Genomic DNA, 20691 nt, shown 5'->3' with positions numbered 1-20691 from the left:
CGTGTTCGTTCCATTCTTATCGTGTGCAGGCCCGGCGGCCGGGAGGCCGGCCGCCGGGCAGAATGCTTACGCGGCCGTGGTCTCCATCGCCTCCAGCTCGCCGATCAGCCGTTCGATCATCGACAGGCCGATCTGCCAGAAGGCCGGATCGCCCGCATCGAGGCCGAAGGGCGCGAGCAGCTCCGAGTAGTGCTTGGTGCCGCCCGCCGAGAGGAGCGCGAAATAGCGCTCCACGAAGCCTTCGTTGGACCGTTCGTAGACGCCGTAGAGCGAGTTCACGAGGCAGTCGCCGAAGGCATAGGCATAGACGTAGAACGGCGAATGGATGAAGTGGGGGATATAGGTCCAGAAGCTCTCGTAGCCCGGGCCGAGCCGGATCGCCGGCCCGAGGCTCTCGTCCTGGACGGACATCCAGAGTTCGCACAGCTTGTCGGCCGTGAGCTCGCCGTTCCGACGCTCCAGATGCACCTTGCGCTCGAAGGAGTAGAACGCGATCTGGCGCACCACCGTGTTGATCATGTCCTCGACCTTCGCGGCCAGCATTGCCTTGCGCTGGACCGGATCGCTGGTCTGGTCGAGGAGGCGGCGGAAGGTGAGCATCTCGCCGAAGACGGACGCCGTCTCGGCGAGCGTCAGGGGCGTGGGCGCCATGAGAGCGCCATTGGGACCGGCCATCACCTGGTGCACCCCGTGCCCGAGCTCGTGCGCCAGGGTCATCACGTCCCGCGGCTTGCCCTGGTAGTTCAGGAGCACGTAGGGGTGGGCCGAGGGCACCGTCGGGTGGGCGAAGGCGCCGGGCGCCTTGCCGGGCCGGGTCGGCGCATCGATCCAGCCCTCGTCGAAGAAGCGCTGCGCGATGTCGGCCATGCGCGGAGAGAAGGCGGAATAGGCCGACAGGACCGTATCCTTCGCCTCGTTCCAGGAAATGGTGCGCTGCTCGACCTTCGGCAGGGGCGCGTTGCGGTCCCAATGGTCGAGCTTGTCCTTTTTGAACCACCGGGCCTTCAGGGCGTAGTAGCGGTGCGACAGGCGCGGATAGGCCTCCCGGACGGCCGACACCATGGCCTCCACGACCTCGCGCTCGACCCGGTTCGCCAGATGGCGGGAATCGGCCACGTCCTCGAAGCCGCGCCAGCGGTCGGAGATCTCCTTGTCCTTGGCAAGCGTGTTGGTGATGAGCGTGAAGGTGCGGAGATTGGCCTTGAAGGTCTTGGCCAGGGCGTCGGAGGCGTCCTTGCGCACGCCCTCGTCCGGATCCTGCAGCTTGTTCAGGGTCGGCTCGATGGGCAGGTCCTCGCCACGCACGGTGAAGCGCAACGACGCGATGGTCTCGTCGAACAGGCGGTTCCAGGCCGAGCGGCCGGTCACCGACTTCTCGTGGAAGAGCTGCTCGATCTTGTCCTCGAGCTGGAAGGGCTTGTCCTTGCGCAGATCCTCGATCCAGGGCTTGTAATGCCTGAGCGGCTCCTCGCTCACGGCCTTGTCGAGCACCTGGTCGTCGATGCGGTTGAGTTCGAGCCCGAAGAAGAGCAGCTCCGTCGAGGCGGCGGTCAGGCGCTCCTGGGTGTCGCCGTAGAACTTCGCCCGGATCGGGTCGGTGGTGTCGCCGGAATAGACGAGGCCGGCATAGGACATGAGGCGGCCGAGCAGATCTTCGAGCGCCTCGTAGCGCTTCACCACCTCGTCCAGCCGCACGGACGCCCTCTCGCCTCTGGCCATCGCGTCGAGCGTGCCGCGATAGGCGTCGGCGAAGGCCTTGCACTCCGATTCGGCCTTCGCGAGATCCTGCTTGAAGGCCTCGCTGTCCATGCCGGGATAGAGGTGAGAGAGGTTCCATTCGGGCAGCAGCCCGAGTTCGGCCTGCGCGGCGCCGGCGGTGGATGGATGATGCATGGGAGAGGATGTCAGGGAGGTCACGGGCGATGGCCTGCTTGGGATCGGTCTAACGGAATGGTCCTGCACACATATTGGCCGCGGCGCTCGGCGGATCAACCCACCTCGGCCAGGGGGCGACGCCTGCCTCCCGTCAACGGCCGGTTGACCCTTCTCTCCCGGCAGCGCCCGGGCGACCCCGCACGCGGGTTCGACCCCTCATCCCTCTTCATGCCTCTCCCGACGGCCTTCCAGGCGATGGGCGCATCGTTCGCAAGGAGGCGCGAGGCTCGCCAGGCTGCGGGCTTTTTACAGAAAATTGAAGGAACTTGACCTAGACGATGAAGCCGCACGGCGTTTTGTGCGTTAAGCGTAACAGAACGTGTGCGGGAACACTGACGAAATCCTTTCGATGGAGGACCTTCGAGCCTCCACATTCATTGCGACGAGGAGCAGGATCATGCGTGGCTTGCGCAAGACGGCACTTTGGCTCGGTCTCATCGGGTCTGTTTCACTCCTCCCCCTTGCCGCCCTCGCCGAAGACGCCGGCACTCGGCCGGACGTCGTCCAGACCGCTCCCGCGGAACCCTCCTTCCACGATGCCGCCGTTCCGGACGCCCCGGCCGAACAGGACACGGCATCCCAGGCCATTCCGCTCCTCGAGCCCGCGCCCGTCACCGTCGAGGCGGCCGATCTCAAAGCCCCGCCCGTCATCGACATCCCGTTGCCCGATGCGGCCCCCGTCACCGCCCTGATGCAAGCGGACGTCTTCCGCATGGCCGTGGAAGGCCTGTTCGCCGACGAGGCCGCCATGCGCGACCTGCGGGTGAGCGGCAAGGACCGGGACGCCCTGTCGGCCTATTACGCACAGGCCGAGCGTCCTCTCGTCTGGGCCCAGGACGGAGCCTGGTCGCCCGCCGCCCGCGGCGTGATGGAACGCCTGAAGGCCGCCGACGAGGACGGGCTCGATCCGGCCGACTACGCCCTGCCCGACCGGGGCCTGCGCAAGGATGCGACGCCGGCGCAATGGGCCAGGGCCGACGTGAAGCTCTCCCTGTCCGTGATCCGTTATGCCCGTGACGCCCGTGGGGGGCGCATCGATCTCGCCCGCCTGTCGCCGCTGGTGACCCCGAAGCTCGACCTGCCGTCGGCACCCGACGTGTTGAGCCGGGTTTCCTCCGCGGGAGACGCGGGTGGAGCGCTCGAGGCCTACAACCCGCCGCATCCCGGCTACAAGGCCCTGAAGGAGCGACTGGCGAAGCTGCGCGAAAGCCATCCGTCGCAGCCGAGCGTGCGGCTTCCGCGAGGCCCGACCCTGCGCGTGGGCATGAAGGATCCGCGCGTGCCTCTGATCCGCGCACGGTTCAACCTCGTGAAGGACCCGGACGACCAGACGGTCTACGACGAGCGCGTGGCCTCGGCCGTGGCGGCCTTCCAGAAGGAAAAGGGGCTGCCGGACACGGGCGTTCTGAATGCGCAGACGATCGCCGCTCTGTCCGGTCCATCGGTGGCGCAGCGGCAGTCGGACCTGATCACCAATATGGAGCGCTGGCGGTGGCTGCCGGCGGATCTGGGGCAGCGGCACATCATGGTGAACGTGCCCGAATACCGCCTGCAGGTGGTCGACGGCCGCGCCATCGTGCACCAGACCCGCGTGATCGTCGGCAAGGAGCAGTCGCAGACGCCGATCTTCTCCGAGACCATGAAGTATCTCGTGATCAATCCGTCCTGGACGATCCCGCCCTCGATCATGAAGAAGGAGATCCTGCCCGCTCTTGCCAGCGACCCCTATTACGCAGCGCGCAAGGGCTACAAGATCATCCGCCGGGGCGACCGAATCGTGGTGCAGCAGCCGCCGGGCGAGCGCAACGCATTGGGCTTCGTGAAGTTCATGTTCCCCAATCAGCATGCGGTCTATCTGCACGACACGCCCAACCGCACCCTGTTCTCGGCCAGCAAGCGCGCCTTCAGCCATGGATGCGTGCGCGTCGAGAAGCCCTTCGAACTCGCAGAGGAGATCATGGGACGGGACGGCAAATGGACCGAGGAACGGTTGCGCGGGCTCATCGGCAAGGGCGAGCGCACCGTGCAGTTGACCAATCCCCTGCCCGTGCACCTGACCTACTTCACGCTCGCGGTCGACGAGAAGGGCGAGGTAAAGCGCTTCGACGACATCTACGGTCTCGACCGCAAGGTCCGGGCCGCCCTCAACCTGTCCGAATAGCTCCCGGATCCTGTTCCGTTTTCAACGAAATTCTGGCCTCACTTAACGCGAAGGTAACCGTCCTCGGCAAAGATCCTTTCACCATAAGGATCGCCGCATCCACGGATGCGGCCCGGTAAAGACGAGTATCACAGTGAGAGTATTGCGTACGGACCGCCGGGCGCATCGTGCGGGACAGTGGCTCCGGTTTTCCGCGAAGAACGATGCGCCGGCCCAAGGAGTGAGCGTCAGGTGGATCCCGAAATGGGTGTCCACTTTCGGGTCGGATGCTCTGGCGTATCGCGCCGGCATCGGTCTTGCAGCCATTCTGATCGTCATGGTGGGCGGGGTGCGCGGCACGCAGGATGCCGTCGCCAACGGCGATACCCGCACGCTGAGCCTCTACAACAACAACACCAAGGAAAGCCTCACCGTCACGTTCCGGCGCAACGGCCAGTACGACTCGGGCGCCCTGCAGCAGCTCAACTGGTTCCTGCGCGACTGGCGGCGCGACGAGCCGACCCGCATGGACCCGCGCCTGTTCGATACGGTGTGGGAGGTCTACCGCGAGTCCGGGTCGAACGAACCGGTGCACGTGAACTCCGGCTACCGCTCGCCGCAGACCAATTCCATGCTCCGGCGGCGCTCGAGCGTCGTGGCCAAGAACAGTCAGCACATGCAGGGCAAGGCCATGGACTTCTACCTGCCGGACGTATCGACCGCGCGCCTGCGCGCCATCGGCATGCGGCTGCAGAACGGCGGTGTCGGCTATTATCCCAACGCCTATACGCCCTTCGTCCATCTCGACGTGGGCAGCGTGCGCGCCTGGCCGCGCATGACCCGCGCCCAGCTCGCGAGCATCTTCCCCGACGGCAAGACCGTTCACATCCCGTCCGACGGCCGGCCCCTGCCGGGCTACGACGAGGCCCGCGCCGAGGTGCTCGCCAAGGGCGGCACGGTGGCCGGCTACACGGCCTATGCGGATGCCGAGGAGGCGGTCGCCACCCAGCCGCGCCGCAAGAGCTTCTGGGCCACCCTGTTCGGTCTCGACGACGACGAGAACGAGGATGCGGAGGAGATCCGTGTCGCCTCGCGGCCCAGCCGCGCCATCATGGCGTCCCGTCAGCCGCAGCCGCAGCCGCAGCCGGCCCAGAACTACTACGCCAGCGATTCCAACGCGTCGGTCTATGCGGCGCTGCAGCCGGCGCAGGCGCCCGAGCCGGTCCGCCGCGCCCCCGTGGCGATCCAGCCGCGGCCCGAGCCGCCCGCTCCGGCCGTCATGGCGGCGATCGCCCCGGCCCTGCGTGAGGACCTGACCCCGCCGGCCTCCGCGCCCCTCCCGCCGACCCGGATCAACGGGGCGCCGAGCACCGTGCAGACGGCCTCCGGTCCGGCCCTCGCCTGGCAGCAGGGACCGGACGCGCAATCCGAGATGTCCATCCCCAAGGGCATGGCCTTCGCCCCGATGCCGCCGAGGCGGCCCGATGCGGATGACACGGGGCTCGAGCCCGTCGCCGGAACCCTCGCGCTGGCCTCTGCCCCGCTCCCGCCGGCCCGTCCGGGCTCGCTCGCCGCCACGAACCCGATCCCCGAGGCCCCCGAACCGCGCGGGCCCGTGGAGATGGCCGCGGTCCCGCTCCCGCCGCCGCGTCCCGACCTGCGTCCCATCGTGGTCGCCGCGGCGGGCCCGGTCGATATCCCGGTCACCGGATCGACCCCGAAAGAGGTCGCGAAGGGAAAGCCTGCCGCCGCCCCGGAGGCGAAGTCTCCCCCGGGTGCGAAGAAGCCGCCGACGGCGCTGAGCGCCCTCATGTCGGCGGAGCCCAGCCTGCACATGGGCTTCTCGAGCAAGCCCACGGGTGACCTGGCGACGGGCCGCTTCACCGGGCCGGCGGTGAAGCCGCTGAACGTGGTGCGATAAGAAGGGGGCTCCGCAGGGAGCCCCTTTGCATTTCACCGGACCGTCACGCGGATGACGGCCGGTTCACTCGCCGTGTTGCCGCCCGTAGGCATTGCGCGCCGGCGAGGTCCAGCCCCGGGGCGGCGCCTTGGGCCGGTAGACCTCCACCAGCAGCGGATGGCAGACCGCCGCGTCGCTCGAATGCTCCGCGCTGCAATCGCCGCCCGGGCAGGCGGAGAGCGCGCCGAGCAGGTCGATCTCGGCGAAGAACTCCAGGTAGTCGCCCGGCCTGACGGGGCTCGCCTTCATGAAGTACTGCCCCGTATCGCGGGTGAAGCCGGTGCACATGAACACGTTGAGCACGTCGTGCACCGCCGGCTCGACCTCGCTCTTCGGGCGGCCCAGCCGATGGGCGAGCGCGCGGGTCAGGTTCGAATGGCAGCAGTAATGGTAGTCCTGGCCCGAGAGCAGACGATGCGTGTAGGGATCGCACCGGGTGCCGATGACGTCGTGCACGGAACCGCCATACTGGTCGAAACCGTACCAGTCGAGGGTGTCGTGCGTGATCGTCGCCATCGGCCTCAGATGCGGCAGGGACGACCAGAGCTGGTCCCCGGTGGACACATGCGTGCCGTTGAGGGCCCGCGTCTTGCCGGAGAAGAAGCGCTCGTCGAGATCGTCCGCCGCCCAGAGATTGAGGTCGCCCACCTGGGCGCCTTCGATACTGACGATCCGGAAGAAGCAGCCGGCGGGCACGCTGAAGCAGCGCGCGTCCCGCGGCGGGACGACGACCTCGTCCACCTTCTCCCAGCCCTCACGCGCCGCCCGGTATGCCGCGAGATCGGGCCGCGGCAGGGTTTCGACCGGATAGCAGATGACGGGGGCAACGCTCCGGCGCGCCTCCGCGTCGGCAGGATCGGACACTTGGTCCCGGGCGAGCTTCATGCTTTTCTCCAGCTTGTCGTGGTCACTTCCTTATAGGCAACAGGACCGGCACAGGCGAGCGCGAAGCGCCCGGGCGTGCAAAGCCCATCCCTCCAAACCCTCAGACCATCCTGCGCCGTCTCAAGCTCATCAGTTCCGGCTCCAGATCGAGACGACCGGCCTCGATCATGCGCACGACGGATCGGAAATAGCCGCCCGGATTCCGGATCCGGTTCCGGCCGCTCGACACGTCGTCGTCGTAGAGTTGCAGGACATAGATCACGGCCGTCGCCGCCCGGACGGCCCCGATCGCCGCGACGGCCTCGTCCCAGGCGCTCGGGTGGGCTCCGAGAGACGCACGGAGGAAGCGGCCAGCCGCGACCACGTCGACCGCATCCCTGATCGGATGAGCGCACGCGGACACCACCGGACAGGCCTCGGCGACCAGGGCCGGCAGCAGCGGCTGCCCCGGAGACGGGATTGGATCGGCAGGCGGAGCTTCAACCCGAATGCCCTTGTCACAAGTCTCACTCGGAGATCCTTTCTCTGCTTCTAATTGTCGGCATTGCGTGCCGCCACAGCCCGCCTGGTAGAAGGCATCCTCGGCACGTTGCCGGATGTCTTTCCACGCATCGAGCAGGCCCTCCGGAAGAGCCGTCCCCGAGCGCCTGGGCGTGCGGGCCTTCAGGAGGGAAAGGCCGCTCTCGATTCCGCCGCGATCAACACCGGGGTGATACTGGGCCAGCGCGCTCAGGGCCTCCTCGGCGGCGCGGCGGCAGATGGTGATCTCGTCGAAGGAGCGCTTCAGGCTCTCCTTCCGGCGCCTCTGGTCGGACAGGATCGCCATCCACTCGCCACGGCGGGCGTAGAGGGGCGTGAGATCGAACCCGAAGGCGTCCACCACCGTGCCGGCGGCATCCCGCACGGCGTAGCGCTTGCCGTTGGCTGAATCCTTGGGGATCACCACTTGGCATTCGATCAGGGCCCGAACGGCGTTGCGCACCGCCCGCTCCGACAGCCCCGTCGTGGAGATCAGACGCTGATTGGACGGCCAGACCAGCAGCCGGTCCATCTCGAGCTCGCCCCAGCACGCCACCAGCTGGCTCAACACCAGACGCTGCGGCGCGCTCAGGCCGAGCGCCTTCTCGGCCTCGCGCGCCGAGGCCGAGAGTTCCTTTCGTGTCACAGTGCGCCCGGTTTCGAGCGCGAACTTCCTCGCGGCCAAAGCAGCGTGTCTCAGCCGCCGGCCTCCAGACGATGCAAGCTGCATCGCATCCCTCCCATGTGAGGGCAAAGCGGGAGCGTTCACCGGAACCGATGTCGTTGACACTCAGCTTGTCGGGAGGCATAAGGATTGTCGCCAAACGAATCCGTCGCCGTCCCTCGGTGACTCCAAAGGCCCTCGAAGTTCCCGCTTCGTGGGCCTTTTGCTTTGCCTAGCCTCAGTTCACGTCTGTCATCTCCTGCTCGAAGAGCGTTGCGGGACCGCAGAGGAATGCGCGCCGGCCGATCTGAGCCCCTCGCGTGGATGTCGAACCCACATGGGGAATCCCGGATGCCAAGCGCATCAGCCTCCCGGAGGACCGCCGCGTGAGGGGCCTCTCGGAAGCGCTGACGACCGCGGCGCGCGGGGCGCCGTCGGTGCAAACTCCATTGTCTCGTAACGCCGTCAGAGATGTCCGATTCGGCCGTGCGGGTGGAGTCGATCCGTAAGAATTGGTTAAGGCTGACCACACAATTGTTGAAGAAACCGGGGATTGGCGATTCGTCAGGGGAGAACCGGCGAGTCAAGCCAAAGCTGACATTGACGAATTGACATCGGCTCGATTCACGTGGGATGCCGCTTTTACTGCAGCGAAGCCAGCATTCGCCGAGTCATACTGGCGAGAGCGCACCTTCTGTTACAGACGGAACCCCGATCGACACAGCAACACGGATCTCGCCCGGAAGAATTCAGCCGCGAATCGCATGCGGATCCGGGATCGATTCAGGCTTGCGGATTCAGACTTGCGGATCTTGAGCGATGCGGTCCCGTGGCTGCGGCGACGGAACTGCCAGCCGCCGACCGGCATGATGACCTTGCCAGCGGGATCATTCGTCCGCTCGCGCTCCGGGCGCGGCGGGAGGAGAGATCAGCTCTCAGGCGGCCCCCCTCGAGCACCGGATCCGAGGCGAACATCTTGAAGCGGCGCACGGTTCGGGACCCTGTCTCGGCTCGGCCGGATGGTCACCCGGTCGTCATCACCGGTCCTGACCACCTTCTCCACGTCATCACCGGGCTCGTCCCGGTGATCTCGATTGTTTGAGCCGCGGCGCTTTTCCGCATCGGGATGGCCGGCACAAGGCCGGCCATGACGTGGGGAGGCTGTCATCACGCGCTCACACCCCCGCCGCGTCATCACCGGGCTTGTCCCGGTGATCCCGATTGCTTGAGGCACGGCGCTTCACCGCATCGGGATGGCCGGCGAGAGGAGGGTGATGACTAGAGCATCGGACGGACCCAGAGGGCCACGCCAGTGACCCGAAGGGCCGCGCCAGCGAAAAGTGGATCCGGTTTTCGCTGGCGCGGCCCGCCGGGTCCGTTCTGACCGATGCTCTCATTCAAGAAGAAAGCATCGGATGGATCCCAAAAGGGCAAGTCCACTTTTCACGTCCGATGCTTTAGGACGTCGAACTGACGATGACCATGCAGGCAACCACGGAGAAGCCATGGGCCCGGCAATCGATTGCCGGGCCGGACCTCGAACATGGGATACCGACTACCCTGCCAGCACTGCTGAGGCCATGGCGATGTCTTGGACGGCAAGGCCTGACAATGTCGCGACCGTGACCTGAGTCTCGCTCGTCCGTCCCTCAGCAGTCCCCGAAACGATCTCACCAATCTCGGCTACCCTGGACAGGGCGGCTGAGTCGTCTCCATAGGCACGCAAGATCTCGCCGCGCGTTATGGCCTGGCTCCGGCTGTCCGTCGCGACGACGTCGGCATTGCGAATGATCGCCTCGGACAGTTCCTGCTTGTCTGCGCTGTCCGCCCCGATCGCAGTGATGTGGGTACCAGGCCGAATGTCGGACCATTGCAGCAATGGCGACGGACTTGCGGTCGCGGTAACGATCAGGCGGCTGCGGGCAGCGACGTCGGAGGCCGATGGCGCGATTTGGACCGTAAAGCCGTTCTCTTCCATGCGCCTGGTGTAGGCAGCCGTGCGCTCGGGATTCCGTCCCCAAACCACGATGTTCTTGCAGGGACGGACGGCTTGAAGGGCCAGAACCTGCAACTCGGCTTGGATTCCATTCCCGATGACCCCGACCGTGTCCACATCCGCCGAGGCCAGATGCTTGGCGGCCACGGCCCCGGCGGCCGCAGTCCGTAAATCGGTCAGGCGACCGCGATCGTTGAGAACGGCAGCAAGCTCGCCCGTCTCTTTCCTGAAGACGAGGAGAAGCCCGTCGCTGCTGCTCAGCCCCTTGGCGGGGTTGTTCCAGAAGCCCGAGGCGATCTTGATGACGTAGGTATCACCGGACTTGAAGTACCCGTACTTGAGATGGACCTCGCCCGGCGGATCCTCGATCAGAAGCTCGCCCGGCATGGGCATGACGGCCTCTCCCTTGGAGAAGGCAGCGAATGCCTGCTCCATCAGGGCGACGACATCGAGGTTTCCGACGCGCTGTTCGATCTCGTCTGGATTGAGGAATGTAATGGCGGTCAAGGTCTCAGTTCCGGGTTTGAAACAGATGATGGGTACAAGGCGGCGTTACGGCGTATAGTCCCTGGCGACGACGACCAGGGTATCGTTGCGGTGAACGACACCCTGCCCGTGCAGGCAGAGCAGGACGCCCGACTGGGGCGAGAGCACTGGTGTAGGTGCCCTTTCCACCCGGTCCACGTAGTGCAGGTAGCCGATGACTGTCCCTTTCTCGACCGGCGCGCCGAGGTCCAGGACAGGTTCGAACAAGGCGGCGTCGTCCGCATGGATATAGTAATCCGAACCCGGCACCGAGACGCGGCGCGAGTTCTTGCGGTCTTCGACGCCGTCCTGATCGGATGGGGCAAGGTGACCCAGATGACGCAGGACCCCTAACAGCCCCTCGTAGCTCACGCGTGCCGTCTCGGCCGTGATGATGCCGCTCCCGCCGAGTTCGCTGGAGAGCATGAGCTTGCCCGAGCTCTCCACGACATCGTCCAGCATTACGCTCGCATGCGGCTCCCGGATCACGACGATCAGCGGGGCTCCGAAGGACTCGGCGGCCGCCAGGAAACTGCGGGTCCGCTCGGGGTCGGGCTGCTCATGGATGAATGTGCAGAGCTCGAAGCGCAGGGAGCGGCCACCCGAATGGATGTCGAAGACGTTGTCGGCCCTGGGCACCAGTTCCGTGGTGATGAAATGCGCGATGCGCTGGGTCGCCGACCCGCGCACGTTGCCGGGGAACTCCCTGTTGAGATTGAGGCCATCGAGCGGCGACAGGCGTGCCCCTGCCAGGACGGCCGGCAGGTTGATCGCCGGCACGATGATGAGGGTGCCCTTGATCCCGTCCGGGTCGACCGAATGCGCGAACTTCGAGAGGGCGACCGGTCCCTCGTATTCGTCGCCATGGCTGCCCCCGAGAAGCAGCGTCGTTGGGCCCACGCCATTGCGGATGACGAACACGGGTATTCGCAGGTTCTGCCATGCGCTCTGGTTCGTGGAGCTCGGCACTTGGATGTAGGAGGCCTGCCGGCCATGCCTGTTCCAATCGATCTCGAGACTTGCCATGGGGTCTTGCCCTCAACCGTTCACGACGGCCATGATCCGGTCATGGTCGAAATTGGCCCCGCAGAGCACCACGACGTTGTTCTGCCCCTCACAGCGCTTCGCCACCTGATAGAAGCCTGCGAGAGCAAGGGCTGCTGCTCCTTCGACGAGCTGGTTCTCCTTGACCGCCATGTCCTTAAGCGCGGCGGCGATCTCCGCCTCCGTGCATGTCAGGACCTCGTCGATGACGGCGCTCGACAGCGGCAAGGTCATGCTGTCATCGTCGACCCCACCTGCGACAGCGTCCGCAAGGGTATCGAGATGCTCCGTCTCCACGACGCGGCCAGCCACGATCGAGGCTGCCAACGCGGCCGAATTCCGCGCGGAAACACCGAACACGCGCGTGTTCGGGCTGAAGCACTTCAGGACCGAACCGATCCCACTGATCAGCCCGCCTCCGCCCATGGCGACGAAGACGTTGTCAATCCGGTCGGCCTGCTCCAGCATCTCCAGGGCGATCGTGCCCTGCCCTGCAATGATCTCGGGGTCGTTGTACGGGGAGACGTAGACGAGGTTCCGACTCTGGGACTCCTTCTGCGCGTGCTGCTCTGCCAACCCGGTCTCCGCCCCGTGCAGGATCACGTCCACGCCAAAGGAGCGGATCTTGGCGAGCTTCGCGGGCGACACGGTTTCGGGAAGGACAACCGTCAGCTTCTGGCCGATCAGGCTCGCGGCCTGCGCAGCCCCGATGCCATGATTGCCCGAGGATGCCGTGATGACGCCCTGGTCGAGGCCGAGTGCGGTCATCTTGCTCGCCGCGCCACGGATCTTGAAGGATCCGGTGAGCTGGAAGTTCTCCGCCTTGAAGGAGACGGAGGAATTGGTGTCGCGGCCGATCTGGCGCGAAGGCAGCAGCGGCGTCTCGTAGACGTAGCTGCGGATGCGACGCCGCGCCTGGACGGAGCGGGCGGCTGATTCAAGGACGCTAGTGTTCATCATCGGGTCTCGGCTTCGGTCAAGGTATCGGGGTAGGGTCTGGAACCCGGAAGTGCAGGCTCGCGCAACGACCAGGATCACGGCTTCGTCGGGCGGCGGCGCATCACGCACGGTTCATAGCGGCGGTTGCTCTTAGGACATTCCGAAGAGCAACCGCCGCGACCTCTCATCAGCCCTGTGGCGTCACGTCAACCTTGAACCACTTCTCGGCCAGCTTCTTGACGGTGCCATCGGCAATGGCCGCGGCGATGGCGGTATCGAACATGGCCTTGAGCTCTTGGCTGTCTTTACGCAGGCCCACTCCTACGCCGCGACCCAGGATACCGCCGGAGAAGCCCGGTCCCGCAACTGCGAAATCCTTGAATTCCGGCTTGTCCAGGGTGCCCTGAAGGGCCGTCTTGTCACCAATCACTGCATCGATGCGTCCGGCCGCGAGATCGAGATCGTACTGCTCCGTCGTCTTGTACTCGCGGATCTCGACGGCCCCTTTAAGGTATTTGTCGGTGAAGTTTGAGTGAGACGAAGAGGTCTGGACACCGAGCGTCTTGCCCTTGAGGGCCTCGCGAATCTTGACCACAGCCGCTTCGGATTCGGCCGGCTGGGAGGCGAGGCTGAACTGCGCAACAGGACCAAGCGCCTTCGCTTCCGCAGAGTTCTTCGCGACGACGATTCCGTTGCTCACCTGAGCATAGGGTCGGGTGAAATCGATGGTCTCCAGGCGCTTGTCGGTGATGCTCATGCCGGCCATGATGGCGTCGTACTTCTTGGCGGTCAGCGCCGGGATGATGCCGTCCCAGTCCTGGGCGACGATCTCGCAGGTGACCTTCATGCGGGCGCACAGGTCGTTGGCGAGGTCGATCTCGAAGCCTTCGAGCTTGCCGCCCGGGCCCGTGAAGTTCCAGGGGACATAGGCGCCCTCCGTCGCGATCTTGAGGCTTGTGACCTTTCCGACTTGAGCATGAGCGAGGGCCGGAGCCAGCGCCATGCCGACGGCTGCCAGGGCCAGGCGACCGAGCTTCTTCATCATCAGTGTTCCCTTGTTGGAGGATTGATTGTTGACAACATGGCAGTCGTCATGTTGAACAGTCAAGTCCAATTTAGACTTTGCCGTCCATATATTTTCCTGGTCGATCCATGCCCTGTCCCCTCGAGCGTTGCCACTTGCCTGCACTTTCAGGCATGAGACAGTCTTGGACGATCCCCAAGCACCCCGTGCCCAGGCGAGACAGCATGTTCCACCCCACGCGCGACGGACTGCCGAGATGAGAAAAGCCAGGCAAACGGCCAAGTCCGGACTGGTCCCGGAACTCGCGGCTTATACCCATATCTGCGATGCGATCGCGCTGCTGTTGCAGCCCTATGCCGAGGTCGTTCTCCACGACCTCGCCACCGAGACGGTCGTGCACCTGACCAACACCTTCTCCAAGCGGGAACTCGGCGAGCCGTCGCTCATTCATGAGATCGACTTCAAGCCCTCTGACAGGATCATCGGACCCTATGAGAAGGTGAATTGGGACGGCCGGCGCATCAAGTCGGTTAGCGCCGTGATCCGGGCCGGCGAGAAGGCCATCGGCATTCTATGCATCAACGTGGATGTCTCTCATTTCCACACCGCCATCAGCACCTTGGAGGCCCTCGTCTCGGTGCCCCAGGCTCAGGAGAGGCCGGCGTCGCTGTTCAGGGATGACTGGCATGAGCGGGTCAACGAATACATCCAGTCCTGGACCCGGGAACGCGGACTGTCCGTTGCCGAATTGGGCCGGCGCGAGAAACAGCAGCTCATCACAGACCTTGCCGGGGATGGAGCATTCGGTGGACGCAACATGGCGTCCTACATCTCGAGGGTTCTCGGAGTGGGCCGCGCGACCGTCTACAACTATCTCAAGCAAGGCGGGAATGGCAGGACGGACGCTGAATGATGGCTTGATTTCTACTTGAGTGAATCACTGGAGCGCCTAATGGGAACCCAGGAGAATGACACCCGTTCGATGGCTTGAGATGAATTGCCCGAAGCGCTCGGATTTCGGCGCGCGAACGCATGACTGACATTGATCGAGGAATGTTCAGACCTCGAGACCTATGCTGACCGCTCGCCCGAGAGCGTACCGAATGAAGTCAGAGCCTCGGACCCAAAAGTGGACACCACTTTTGGGAGTCATCCGAGGCTCCTTCTCTTGACCGGCGCATCGGATGAGACGGAAAACCGGGTCCACTTTTCCGTCCGATGCGCTAGGATCACCAATCCTGTTCCGACGCACGTCATGAAGGACAAGCGCTCTCCCAAAAGCATCAACCCGACGAGCGCTCCCATGGCCGGCTCGCAGCTCATGAGGATGCCGAAGCTCCGAGCCGACATGCGCGTGAGAGCAAACATCTCCAGGGTGTACGGCAAGGCACTTGAGAGGACTGCAATTGCCATTGCCGGGCCGAGGATTCCATGGCCCAACAGGTTCGATCCTGCATCGGCGATGCCGACTGGGAGGACGATGATTGTTGCGAAGATCATCCCGACCGCTGGAGCCTGGATCCCGTGGTCGGCTCCGGCCAGTCGGCCCGCCAGGATGTAGCCGGCCCAGCATGCCCCGGCGCCGAGTGCGTACAGGACACCGACAGGATCAAGGCTGCCCTCGGATGCCCGTATCGGCAGGATCATCAACAAACCTGCCAACGCCAAGGCAGCCCATATGAGATGCATCCTGTGTCGGGAGGCGAAGATCGCGACGGCGAGCGGTCCCATGAATTCGATCGCGATGGCGACGCCCAAGGGTATGCGTGCGATGGCCATGTAGAACAGGAGGTTCATGCCCGCGATCATCGATCCGTAAACGGCGCCGGATCCCAAAGACCGTAAGGTCGGCCTGACCCGCCAGACACGCAGGAGACCGGCAAGGATCAATGCCGCAAGTCCCAATCTCACGGCGGCCGTGCCCGCGGGGCCCAGAACCGGGAACAATCCCTTCGCGAAGGAGGCACCGGTCGTGATGGACGCCATGGCAAGGAGCGCAGAGGCAGGCGGGGCGAGCTTGGGCGCGACAGGTGCCTGAAGCGAAGAGTGTAACGCCATGTTGCTTCCCTGCCTTAGGATGTCGGCTGACGATCATTCAGACGCCGCCGCCGCCTTCCGTCCCATCGCCTCGAAGAAGTCGGCAGAAAACGACACCATCGTACCGAAATGCTCCCGGACGATATTCTCGTTGGGCGAGTGCATCATGGCTCCGTGATGAGTCAGGCCGATGCCGATAACGGCCGCTCCAAGCTGCTCCACGAACGGGTGAGCGGTCCCGGAGGCCGGAGAGCTCGGCTGGACGATGACAGGTTGCCGGAAGTGCCTTTCCAGGAGCGTCCTGGCCTCCCCAACGAGCCAATGATCCGGAGCAGACCGAACGGGTTTCACCACATCGTCATGGACGACGATCTCGATGTCCTGAAACCCTTTCCGATCGAGATGGGCCCGGACCAGTGGGACGATCAGCTTGGGATCCTGATCCGGCACCAGGCGGAAATCGAGCTTCACGAAGCCCTCCGCCGGAACGACCGTCTTCATTCCCTCACCCTCGTAGCCACCTCCGAAACCGTTCACGTTGAAGCAGGGCTCGAAGTTCATGGCACGGAAGAATGTCGTGGCGTCCACGCCCTCCAGTGGGCGCTGCCCACCGGTCGCCGCAATCAGGCTCTCGAACGTGAACGGCGGGTCTGCTGCCATGGCCATTTCGCCGGGCCTTGGTGCGCGCACCGACGTGTAGAACCCGTCGATCAGGATCCGGCCAGCGGCATCCCGCATCGATGCCGTTGCAGCGGCGAGCCGCCATAGGGGATTGTCGAAGACGGCTCCGAGACTCGAGTGAAGATCGGCACGAGCGGTCCGGCACCTCAATTCCAATCCGAGCACGCCCTTAAACCCGCACAGGATGATCGGCCGCCCTGCCGAGTCGATCTCGCCGTATTCCCACCAGCAGGCATCGACCCGTTGCCCGTCGAAGCGATGCTTGAGGAAGACCTCGAGCGAAGGGCTCCCGATCTCCTCCTCGCCATCGACGACCCAGATCAGTCTGAAGGGCAATGGTCCCGGCTGGCGTTCGCGGAACAACCGCCAGCCGGCCAGGCGGCTTGCGAACTCGCCCTTGTCGTCGGCAACGCCGCGTCCGAACCATCGACCATCGCGCTCGCTGAGCTCGAAGGGAGGGCTCTCCCACAACGCCACCGGATCCTCGGGCTGAACGTCGTAGTGGTTGTAGACCATCAGGACGACGGGTCCGCTGCCGATCTCGCCGATCACGAACGGGCCGATCTCGCCTGGATGAACCTCCGTCCGGAACCCCGCCTCTTCGAGGAGGCCACGGACGGTCTCGGCGCATTCCCCAAGCCCCTCGCCCCGGGCACTGACCGAGGGAATGGCGACAAGGCGCCGAAGGTCGTCCCGACCGCGCGCCACGTGTTCGTCAAGAGTCATCGCTTCAAGTTCCCCGATCGATCTGGCCCCGATTCTTGAGCGAGGCGCTCACATCATGAAAGTCCCCCGCCCCTGCGTCGACCGAGTTCATCCCTGCGGCGTCAGGTCGACCTTGAACCACTTTTCCGAATTGCCAGGCCGGGAGCGGCCAGGGCAAGACGCTTGAACGAGTTCATGGACTTCCCCTCGAATTTTGAGGCGGCAGGATGTCTAACCATGGCTCAGGCGGCTGCCGCTTGCTCCGCTGCCAGGAACTGCGAGAGACGCTTCAGGCCCTCACGCAGGATGTGCTCGTTGTTGGCGTACCCGATGCGCAGGTAGCCCTCCATGTCCATCGCGCTGCCCGGGGTGAGCATCACGCCCGTTTTCTCCAGCAGCCTGACGCAGAATTCCTCCGAGGAGATCGGCAGGTCGTACTTGAGCAGCGCAATCGTGCCCGACTTGGGCTTGACCCAGGAGATCAGCGGCTCGCCATCGACCCAATCGGACAGGATCGCGAGATTGGTCCGGGTGATGTCCTTGCTGCGGGCGAGGACCTTGTCGCGGTTCTCCAGGGCGATTGCCGCGAAATGATCATCCAGCATGCCGACGCTGATGGTGTTGTAATCGCGGTGGATCGAGATGGCATGGATCAACTCTGCGGGCGCCACGATCCAGCCGAGGCGCAGTCCTGCCAGGGAGTAGCTCTTCGACATGCTGCCTGTGCTGATGCCCTTCTCGTAGAGATCGGCGATCGAGGCCGTCATACCCTCCCCATCCTGATCGGTGCCCCGGTAAACCTCATCGCACAGGAGCCAGGCTCCGCAGGCGCGCGCGATCTCGACGACCTTTTCCAGGTAGGCCCGATCCATCAGGGAGCCGGTCGGATTGTTCGGGTTCGTCATGGCGATGAGCTTCGTGCCAGGAGTCGCCAACTGCTTCAGCTTATCCAGGTCGGGGAGGAAGTTCGTCTCTTCGGACAGCTTCAGGATCTGGAGGTCGGCACCGTAGCTCTCGGGGATCGAATAGTGCTGCTGGTAGGTCGGTACCACGGAGACGACCCGGTCGCCCGGCTCGACGAGGGTTTCATGCACGAGCGCGTTCGCACCGATGGCACCATGGGTGATCGTGACGTTCTCGATCGCCTGTTGGGCGTACAGGCCCGCGACCAGTCCACGCAGCCTCTCGCTGCCCTCGATCGCACCATAGGTCAGCTTGAGCGGCAGCAACTCCGAGAGGATCGTGTTGGTCTTGCCCGCCATCTCAAGGAGTTCCGCGACGGTCAGGGACTCGACGCAGGTTTCGGCAAGGTTCCACTCGCACTTGGTCTCGTAGCGGTTCATCCAGATCTCGACGCCGAAATGACGGATCTTCATCGGACAATTCCTTTTTGGGTTCGAGGTTAAGGGCTCAGGCCCGGGCGACGGTGAGCAGGGCAACGGCGGCGGCGATGTCCTCCAGGCCGAGACCGATCGAGCGGAAGAAAGCGGGTCTCTCGCGGCTCGGCCTCGGCGCGCGGCCGGCCAGCAGTTCCGGGAGGTCGCCGAGCAGGCGGTCGGCATTCCACGTCCCCGCGGCGATGGCGAGGTTCATCTCGCCGGCCGAGGCCGGGGTGGTCGCACGGTAATCGCAGTAGACATCGAAGCCGGACAAGGCAGCGGGATCCACCTCGTGAGCATGGGCGACATTGGTGCTGATCGAGGTGATCAGGACGTCCCTGGCAAGATCATTCGTTCCAATGACCGGCGTGCCCGAGGAGGTGCAGAGCATGATCACGTCGGCACCTGCGGAAGCGGCATCGGCATCCGTGAAGTGCCTGACAGGACAGCCGGTGCAGAGCGACGTCGGCAGGTCACTCTTGTCATGGATATGAGGCGAGCACAGACGCACCTCGGTCCACGGGCGGATCGTCTGGGCATAGCGCAGGTGCGCCAGGCCGACAGCGCCCGTTCCGATGATCGTCAGCACCCTCGCATCGTCTCGGGCCAGGAGGTCGGCCGCGATCACTGTGGTCGCCGCCGTGCGCTCAGTGGTCAACCGCTTGGAATCGCACAGCAGCAATGGCTGCCCGGTTTCCATCGACATGAGCAGCGTCCAGGCCGTTACGAGGGCAGTCCCATCGCCGGGGATGTAAGGAGACAGCTTGGCGCCGAAGACCTTCTCATCTGCCAGGACGCCGAGATAGGTGATGAAATCACCGGCACCGTTCGGGAACAGGCTCAGGGTCTGCGGAGGTTGGGTGGCCTTGCCGTCGGCCAGGGCACGGAACATGTTCTCGAGTGCGCCACGGATATCGATATCAGGCAGAACCCGCTCGATCGCACCCTCGTCGAAGGTAACAGGTGTCAGCATTCTCATTCTCCAGCCGACCGTCCGTGCGGAGCGTCGGGCAAGCCTTCTCGATCGCGCTCGCCAGTGCGACGCGCGCACCGAGCCGTTGAACCGGAATCCTGCTTGATTTGACCGGACCCTATGCGCAAGATATTGCGCAGTCAAGCACAGTGAGCAGAATATTGCACAATCCAGCCCCCAGCACTGTCCTGGAACATGTCTCCGAGAACCTGCGACGCCTGCGCCAGTCAGTGGGCCTCAGCCAGACCGCGCTTGCCCAGGCTTCCGGGATCAGCAGACGCACGATCGTCTCCGTCGAGTCGGGCGACGCCAATATCAGCCTGTCCGGCCTCGACAAGCTGGCAGCGGCCATCGGTGTTGGGTTCGCCGACCTTGTCCGCGACCCGACGCGCGAGTCCCGTTCCGACATCAACGAGGTCACCTGGCGTGGTGTGTCTCCCGAGAGCTCAGCGGTCCTGCTGTGCTCGGCTCCAGCCTCGGTCGAGTCGCAGATGTGGCTCTGGTCCCTGGGGCCGGGCGAGCGCTACGATGCCGAACCGGATCCCGAGGGCTGGCACGAGTCGATCTATGTGGTCGAAGGAGTTCTCCGCCTTACTCTCTCAGGGCAGCCGAAGGACTATCCGGCGGGCTCCTACGCAGTGTACGGTACGGCCCAGGTCTATTCTTATGAGAATCTGGGGCAGGTCCGGGTTCGCTTCGTCAGGAACGTGATCTCCTGAGGCGCAGGCACGAAGGCCGCCTTCCCTGACGCCCTTTGAGCCAACTACGGTCTATCGATGGCTCGAGATGAACTGCTTGAAGCGCTCGGATTTCGGAGCGCCGAAGACCTCGGCCGACGCACCGTTCTCCTCGACGACGCCCTTGTGCAGGAACACCACCCGGTTCGATACGTCGCGGGCGAAGCCCATCTCGTGCGTGACGACCAGCATGGTGCGGCCCTCCTCGGCGAGCGAGCGCATGACGCGCAGGACCTCGCCCACCAGCTCCGGATCGAGCGCCGAGGTCGGCTCGTCGAACAGCATCACCTTGGGGTGCATGGCGAGCGCGCGGGCGATGGCGGCGCGCTGCTGCTGACCGCCGGAGAGGTGGGACGGATACTGGTTGCGCTTGTCGACGATGCCGACCTTCTTCAGCAGCTCTTCGGCCTCGGCGATGCACTCGGCCTTCGGGCGCTTCTGCACGTGCACGGGCGCCTCGATGACGTTCTCCAGGATGGTCATGTGGGACCAGAGATTGAAGCTCTGGAACACCATGGCGACCCGCGACCGGATGCGGTCCACCTGCC

General features: G+C 64.8%; 16 protein-coding genes. 4 read left to right on the top strand and 12 right to left on the bottom strand.

Annotation, left to right across the window (positions count from 1 at the left end):
* Positions 1 to 66 precede the first annotated feature (66 nt).
* On the bottom strand, positions 67 to 1893 hold the full coding sequence (locus OCW50_RS24135) for a M3 family oligoendopeptidase (protein ID WP_262299275.1): 1827 nt from the start codon (positions 1891 to 1893) through the stop codon (positions 67 to 69).
* A 439-nt stretch (positions 1894 to 2332) separates the two neighbouring features.
* Between OCW50_RS24135 and OCW50_RS24130 the strand changes: the two genes are divergently transcribed.
* Both OCW50_RS24130 and OCW50_RS24125 read left to right on the top strand, forming a co-directional pair.
* The gene (locus OCW50_RS24130) at positions 2333 to 4096 is read left to right on the top strand and encodes a L,D-transpeptidase family protein (RefSeq protein ID WP_262299274.1); all 1764 of its coding nucleotides are present in this window, start codon (positions 2333 to 2335) and stop codon (positions 4094 to 4096) included.
* Positions 4097 to 4343: 247 nt separating this feature from the next.
* A complete protein-coding gene (locus OCW50_RS24125) occupies positions 4344 to 5996 on the top strand; it encodes a peptidoglycan L,D-endopeptidase MepK (protein ID WP_262299273.1) in 1653 nt (550 codons plus the stop codon).
* 63 nt (positions 5997 to 6059) lie between these two features.
* Here the strand turns inward: OCW50_RS24125 and OCW50_RS24120 are convergent, their stop codons facing one another.
* From OCW50_RS24120 to OCW50_RS24095, 6 genes are all read right to left on the bottom strand, one after another.
* The gene (locus OCW50_RS24120; protein ID WP_262299272.1) at positions 6060 to 6920 is read right to left on the bottom strand and encodes an urea carboxylase-associated family protein; all 861 of its coding nucleotides are present in this window, start codon (positions 6918 to 6920) and stop codon (positions 6060 to 6062) included.
* Between the two features lie 100 nt (positions 6921 to 7020).
* Positions 7021 to 8169 carry a plasmid replication protein RepC gene (gene repC / locus OCW50_RS24115; protein WP_262299271.1) on the bottom strand — a complete coding sequence of 383 codons (1149 nt, stop codon included), beginning with the start codon at positions 8167 to 8169 and terminating at the stop codon, positions 7021 to 7023.
* 1489 nt (positions 8170 to 9658) lie between these two features.
* The gene (locus OCW50_RS24110; RefSeq protein WP_262299270.1) at positions 9659 to 10606 is read right to left on the bottom strand and encodes a Rossmann-fold NAD(P)-binding domain-containing protein; all 948 of its coding nucleotides are present in this window, start codon (positions 10604 to 10606) and stop codon (positions 9659 to 9661) included.
* Positions 10607 to 10651: 45 nt separating this feature from the next.
* Positions 10652 to 11650 (bottom strand): succinylglutamate desuccinylase/aspartoacylase family protein, encoded by a 999-nt coding sequence (locus OCW50_RS24105; RefSeq protein WP_262299269.1) that lies wholly within the window; start codon positions 11648 to 11650, stop codon positions 10652 to 10654.
* A gap of 12 nt (positions 11651 to 11662) precedes the next feature.
* Positions 11663 to 12625, bottom strand: a complete 963-nt coding sequence (locus tag OCW50_RS24100) for a pyridoxal-phosphate dependent enzyme (RefSeq protein ID WP_262299268.1) — start codon at positions 12623 to 12625, stop codon at positions 11663 to 11665.
* A gap of 169 nt (positions 12626 to 12794) precedes the next feature.
* Positions 12795 to 13649 (bottom strand): lysine/arginine/ornithine ABC transporter substrate-binding protein, encoded by an 855-nt coding sequence (locus OCW50_RS24095; RefSeq protein WP_262299304.1) that lies wholly within the window; start codon positions 13647 to 13649, stop codon positions 12795 to 12797.
* Positions 13650 to 13887: 238 nt separating this feature from the next.
* On the opposite strand from OCW50_RS24095, the gene OCW50_RS24090 reads away from it, so the two are divergent.
* A complete protein-coding gene (locus OCW50_RS24090; protein WP_262299267.1) occupies positions 13888 to 14544 on the top strand; it encodes a helix-turn-helix transcriptional regulator in 657 nt (218 codons plus the stop codon).
* Positions 14545 to 14780: 236 nt separating this feature from the next.
* Here the strand turns inward: OCW50_RS24090 and OCW50_RS24085 are convergent, their stop codons facing one another.
* The 4 genes from OCW50_RS24085 to OCW50_RS24070 all read right to left on the bottom strand — a co-directional run bounded on the left by OCW50_RS24085 (position 14781) and on the right by OCW50_RS24070 (position 19406).
* Positions 14781 to 15689 (bottom strand): EamA family transporter, encoded by a 909-nt coding sequence (locus OCW50_RS24085; protein ID WP_262299266.1) that lies wholly within the window; start codon positions 15687 to 15689, stop codon positions 14781 to 14783.
* 33 nt (positions 15690 to 15722) lie between these two features.
* Positions 15723 to 17075 carry a M20/M25/M40 family metallo-hydrolase gene (locus OCW50_RS24080; RefSeq protein WP_262299265.1) on the bottom strand — a complete coding sequence of 451 codons (1353 nt, stop codon included), beginning with the start codon at positions 17073 to 17075 and terminating at the stop codon, positions 15723 to 15725.
* Between the two features lie 221 nt (positions 17076 to 17296).
* A complete protein-coding gene (locus tag OCW50_RS24075) occupies positions 17297 to 18430 on the bottom strand; it encodes an aminotransferase (protein ID WP_262299264.1) in 1134 nt (377 codons plus the stop codon).
* A 34-nt stretch (positions 18431 to 18464) separates the two neighbouring features.
* On the bottom strand, positions 18465 to 19406 hold the full coding sequence (locus OCW50_RS24070) for an ornithine cyclodeaminase family protein (RefSeq protein ID WP_262299263.1): 942 nt from the start codon (positions 19404 to 19406) through the stop codon (positions 18465 to 18467).
* Between the two features lie 161 nt (positions 19407 to 19567).
* Between OCW50_RS24070 and OCW50_RS24065 the strand changes: the two genes are divergently transcribed.
* Positions 19568 to 20125 (top strand): helix-turn-helix domain-containing protein, encoded by a 558-nt coding sequence (locus OCW50_RS24065; RefSeq protein WP_262299262.1) that lies wholly within the window; start codon positions 19568 to 19570, stop codon positions 20123 to 20125.
* A 51-nt stretch (positions 20126 to 20176) separates the two neighbouring features.
* On the opposite strand, the gene OCW50_RS24060 is transcribed toward OCW50_RS24065, so the two are convergent.
* Positions 20177 to 20691, bottom strand: a 515-nt coding sequence (locus tag OCW50_RS24060; protein ID WP_262299261.1) for an ATP-binding cassette domain-containing protein, incomplete at its 5' end; no start/stop codon positions are given.

It is taken from the genome of Microvirga sesbaniae, from assembly GCF_025460805.1.
In the GTDB taxonomy this organism is placed as follows: domain Bacteria; phylum Pseudomonadota; class Alphaproteobacteria; order Rhizobiales; family Beijerinckiaceae; genus Microvirga; species Microvirga sesbaniae.
Note: the sequence above shows the minus strand (reverse complement) of the source record. Positions and strands in the feature narration are given on the sequence as shown.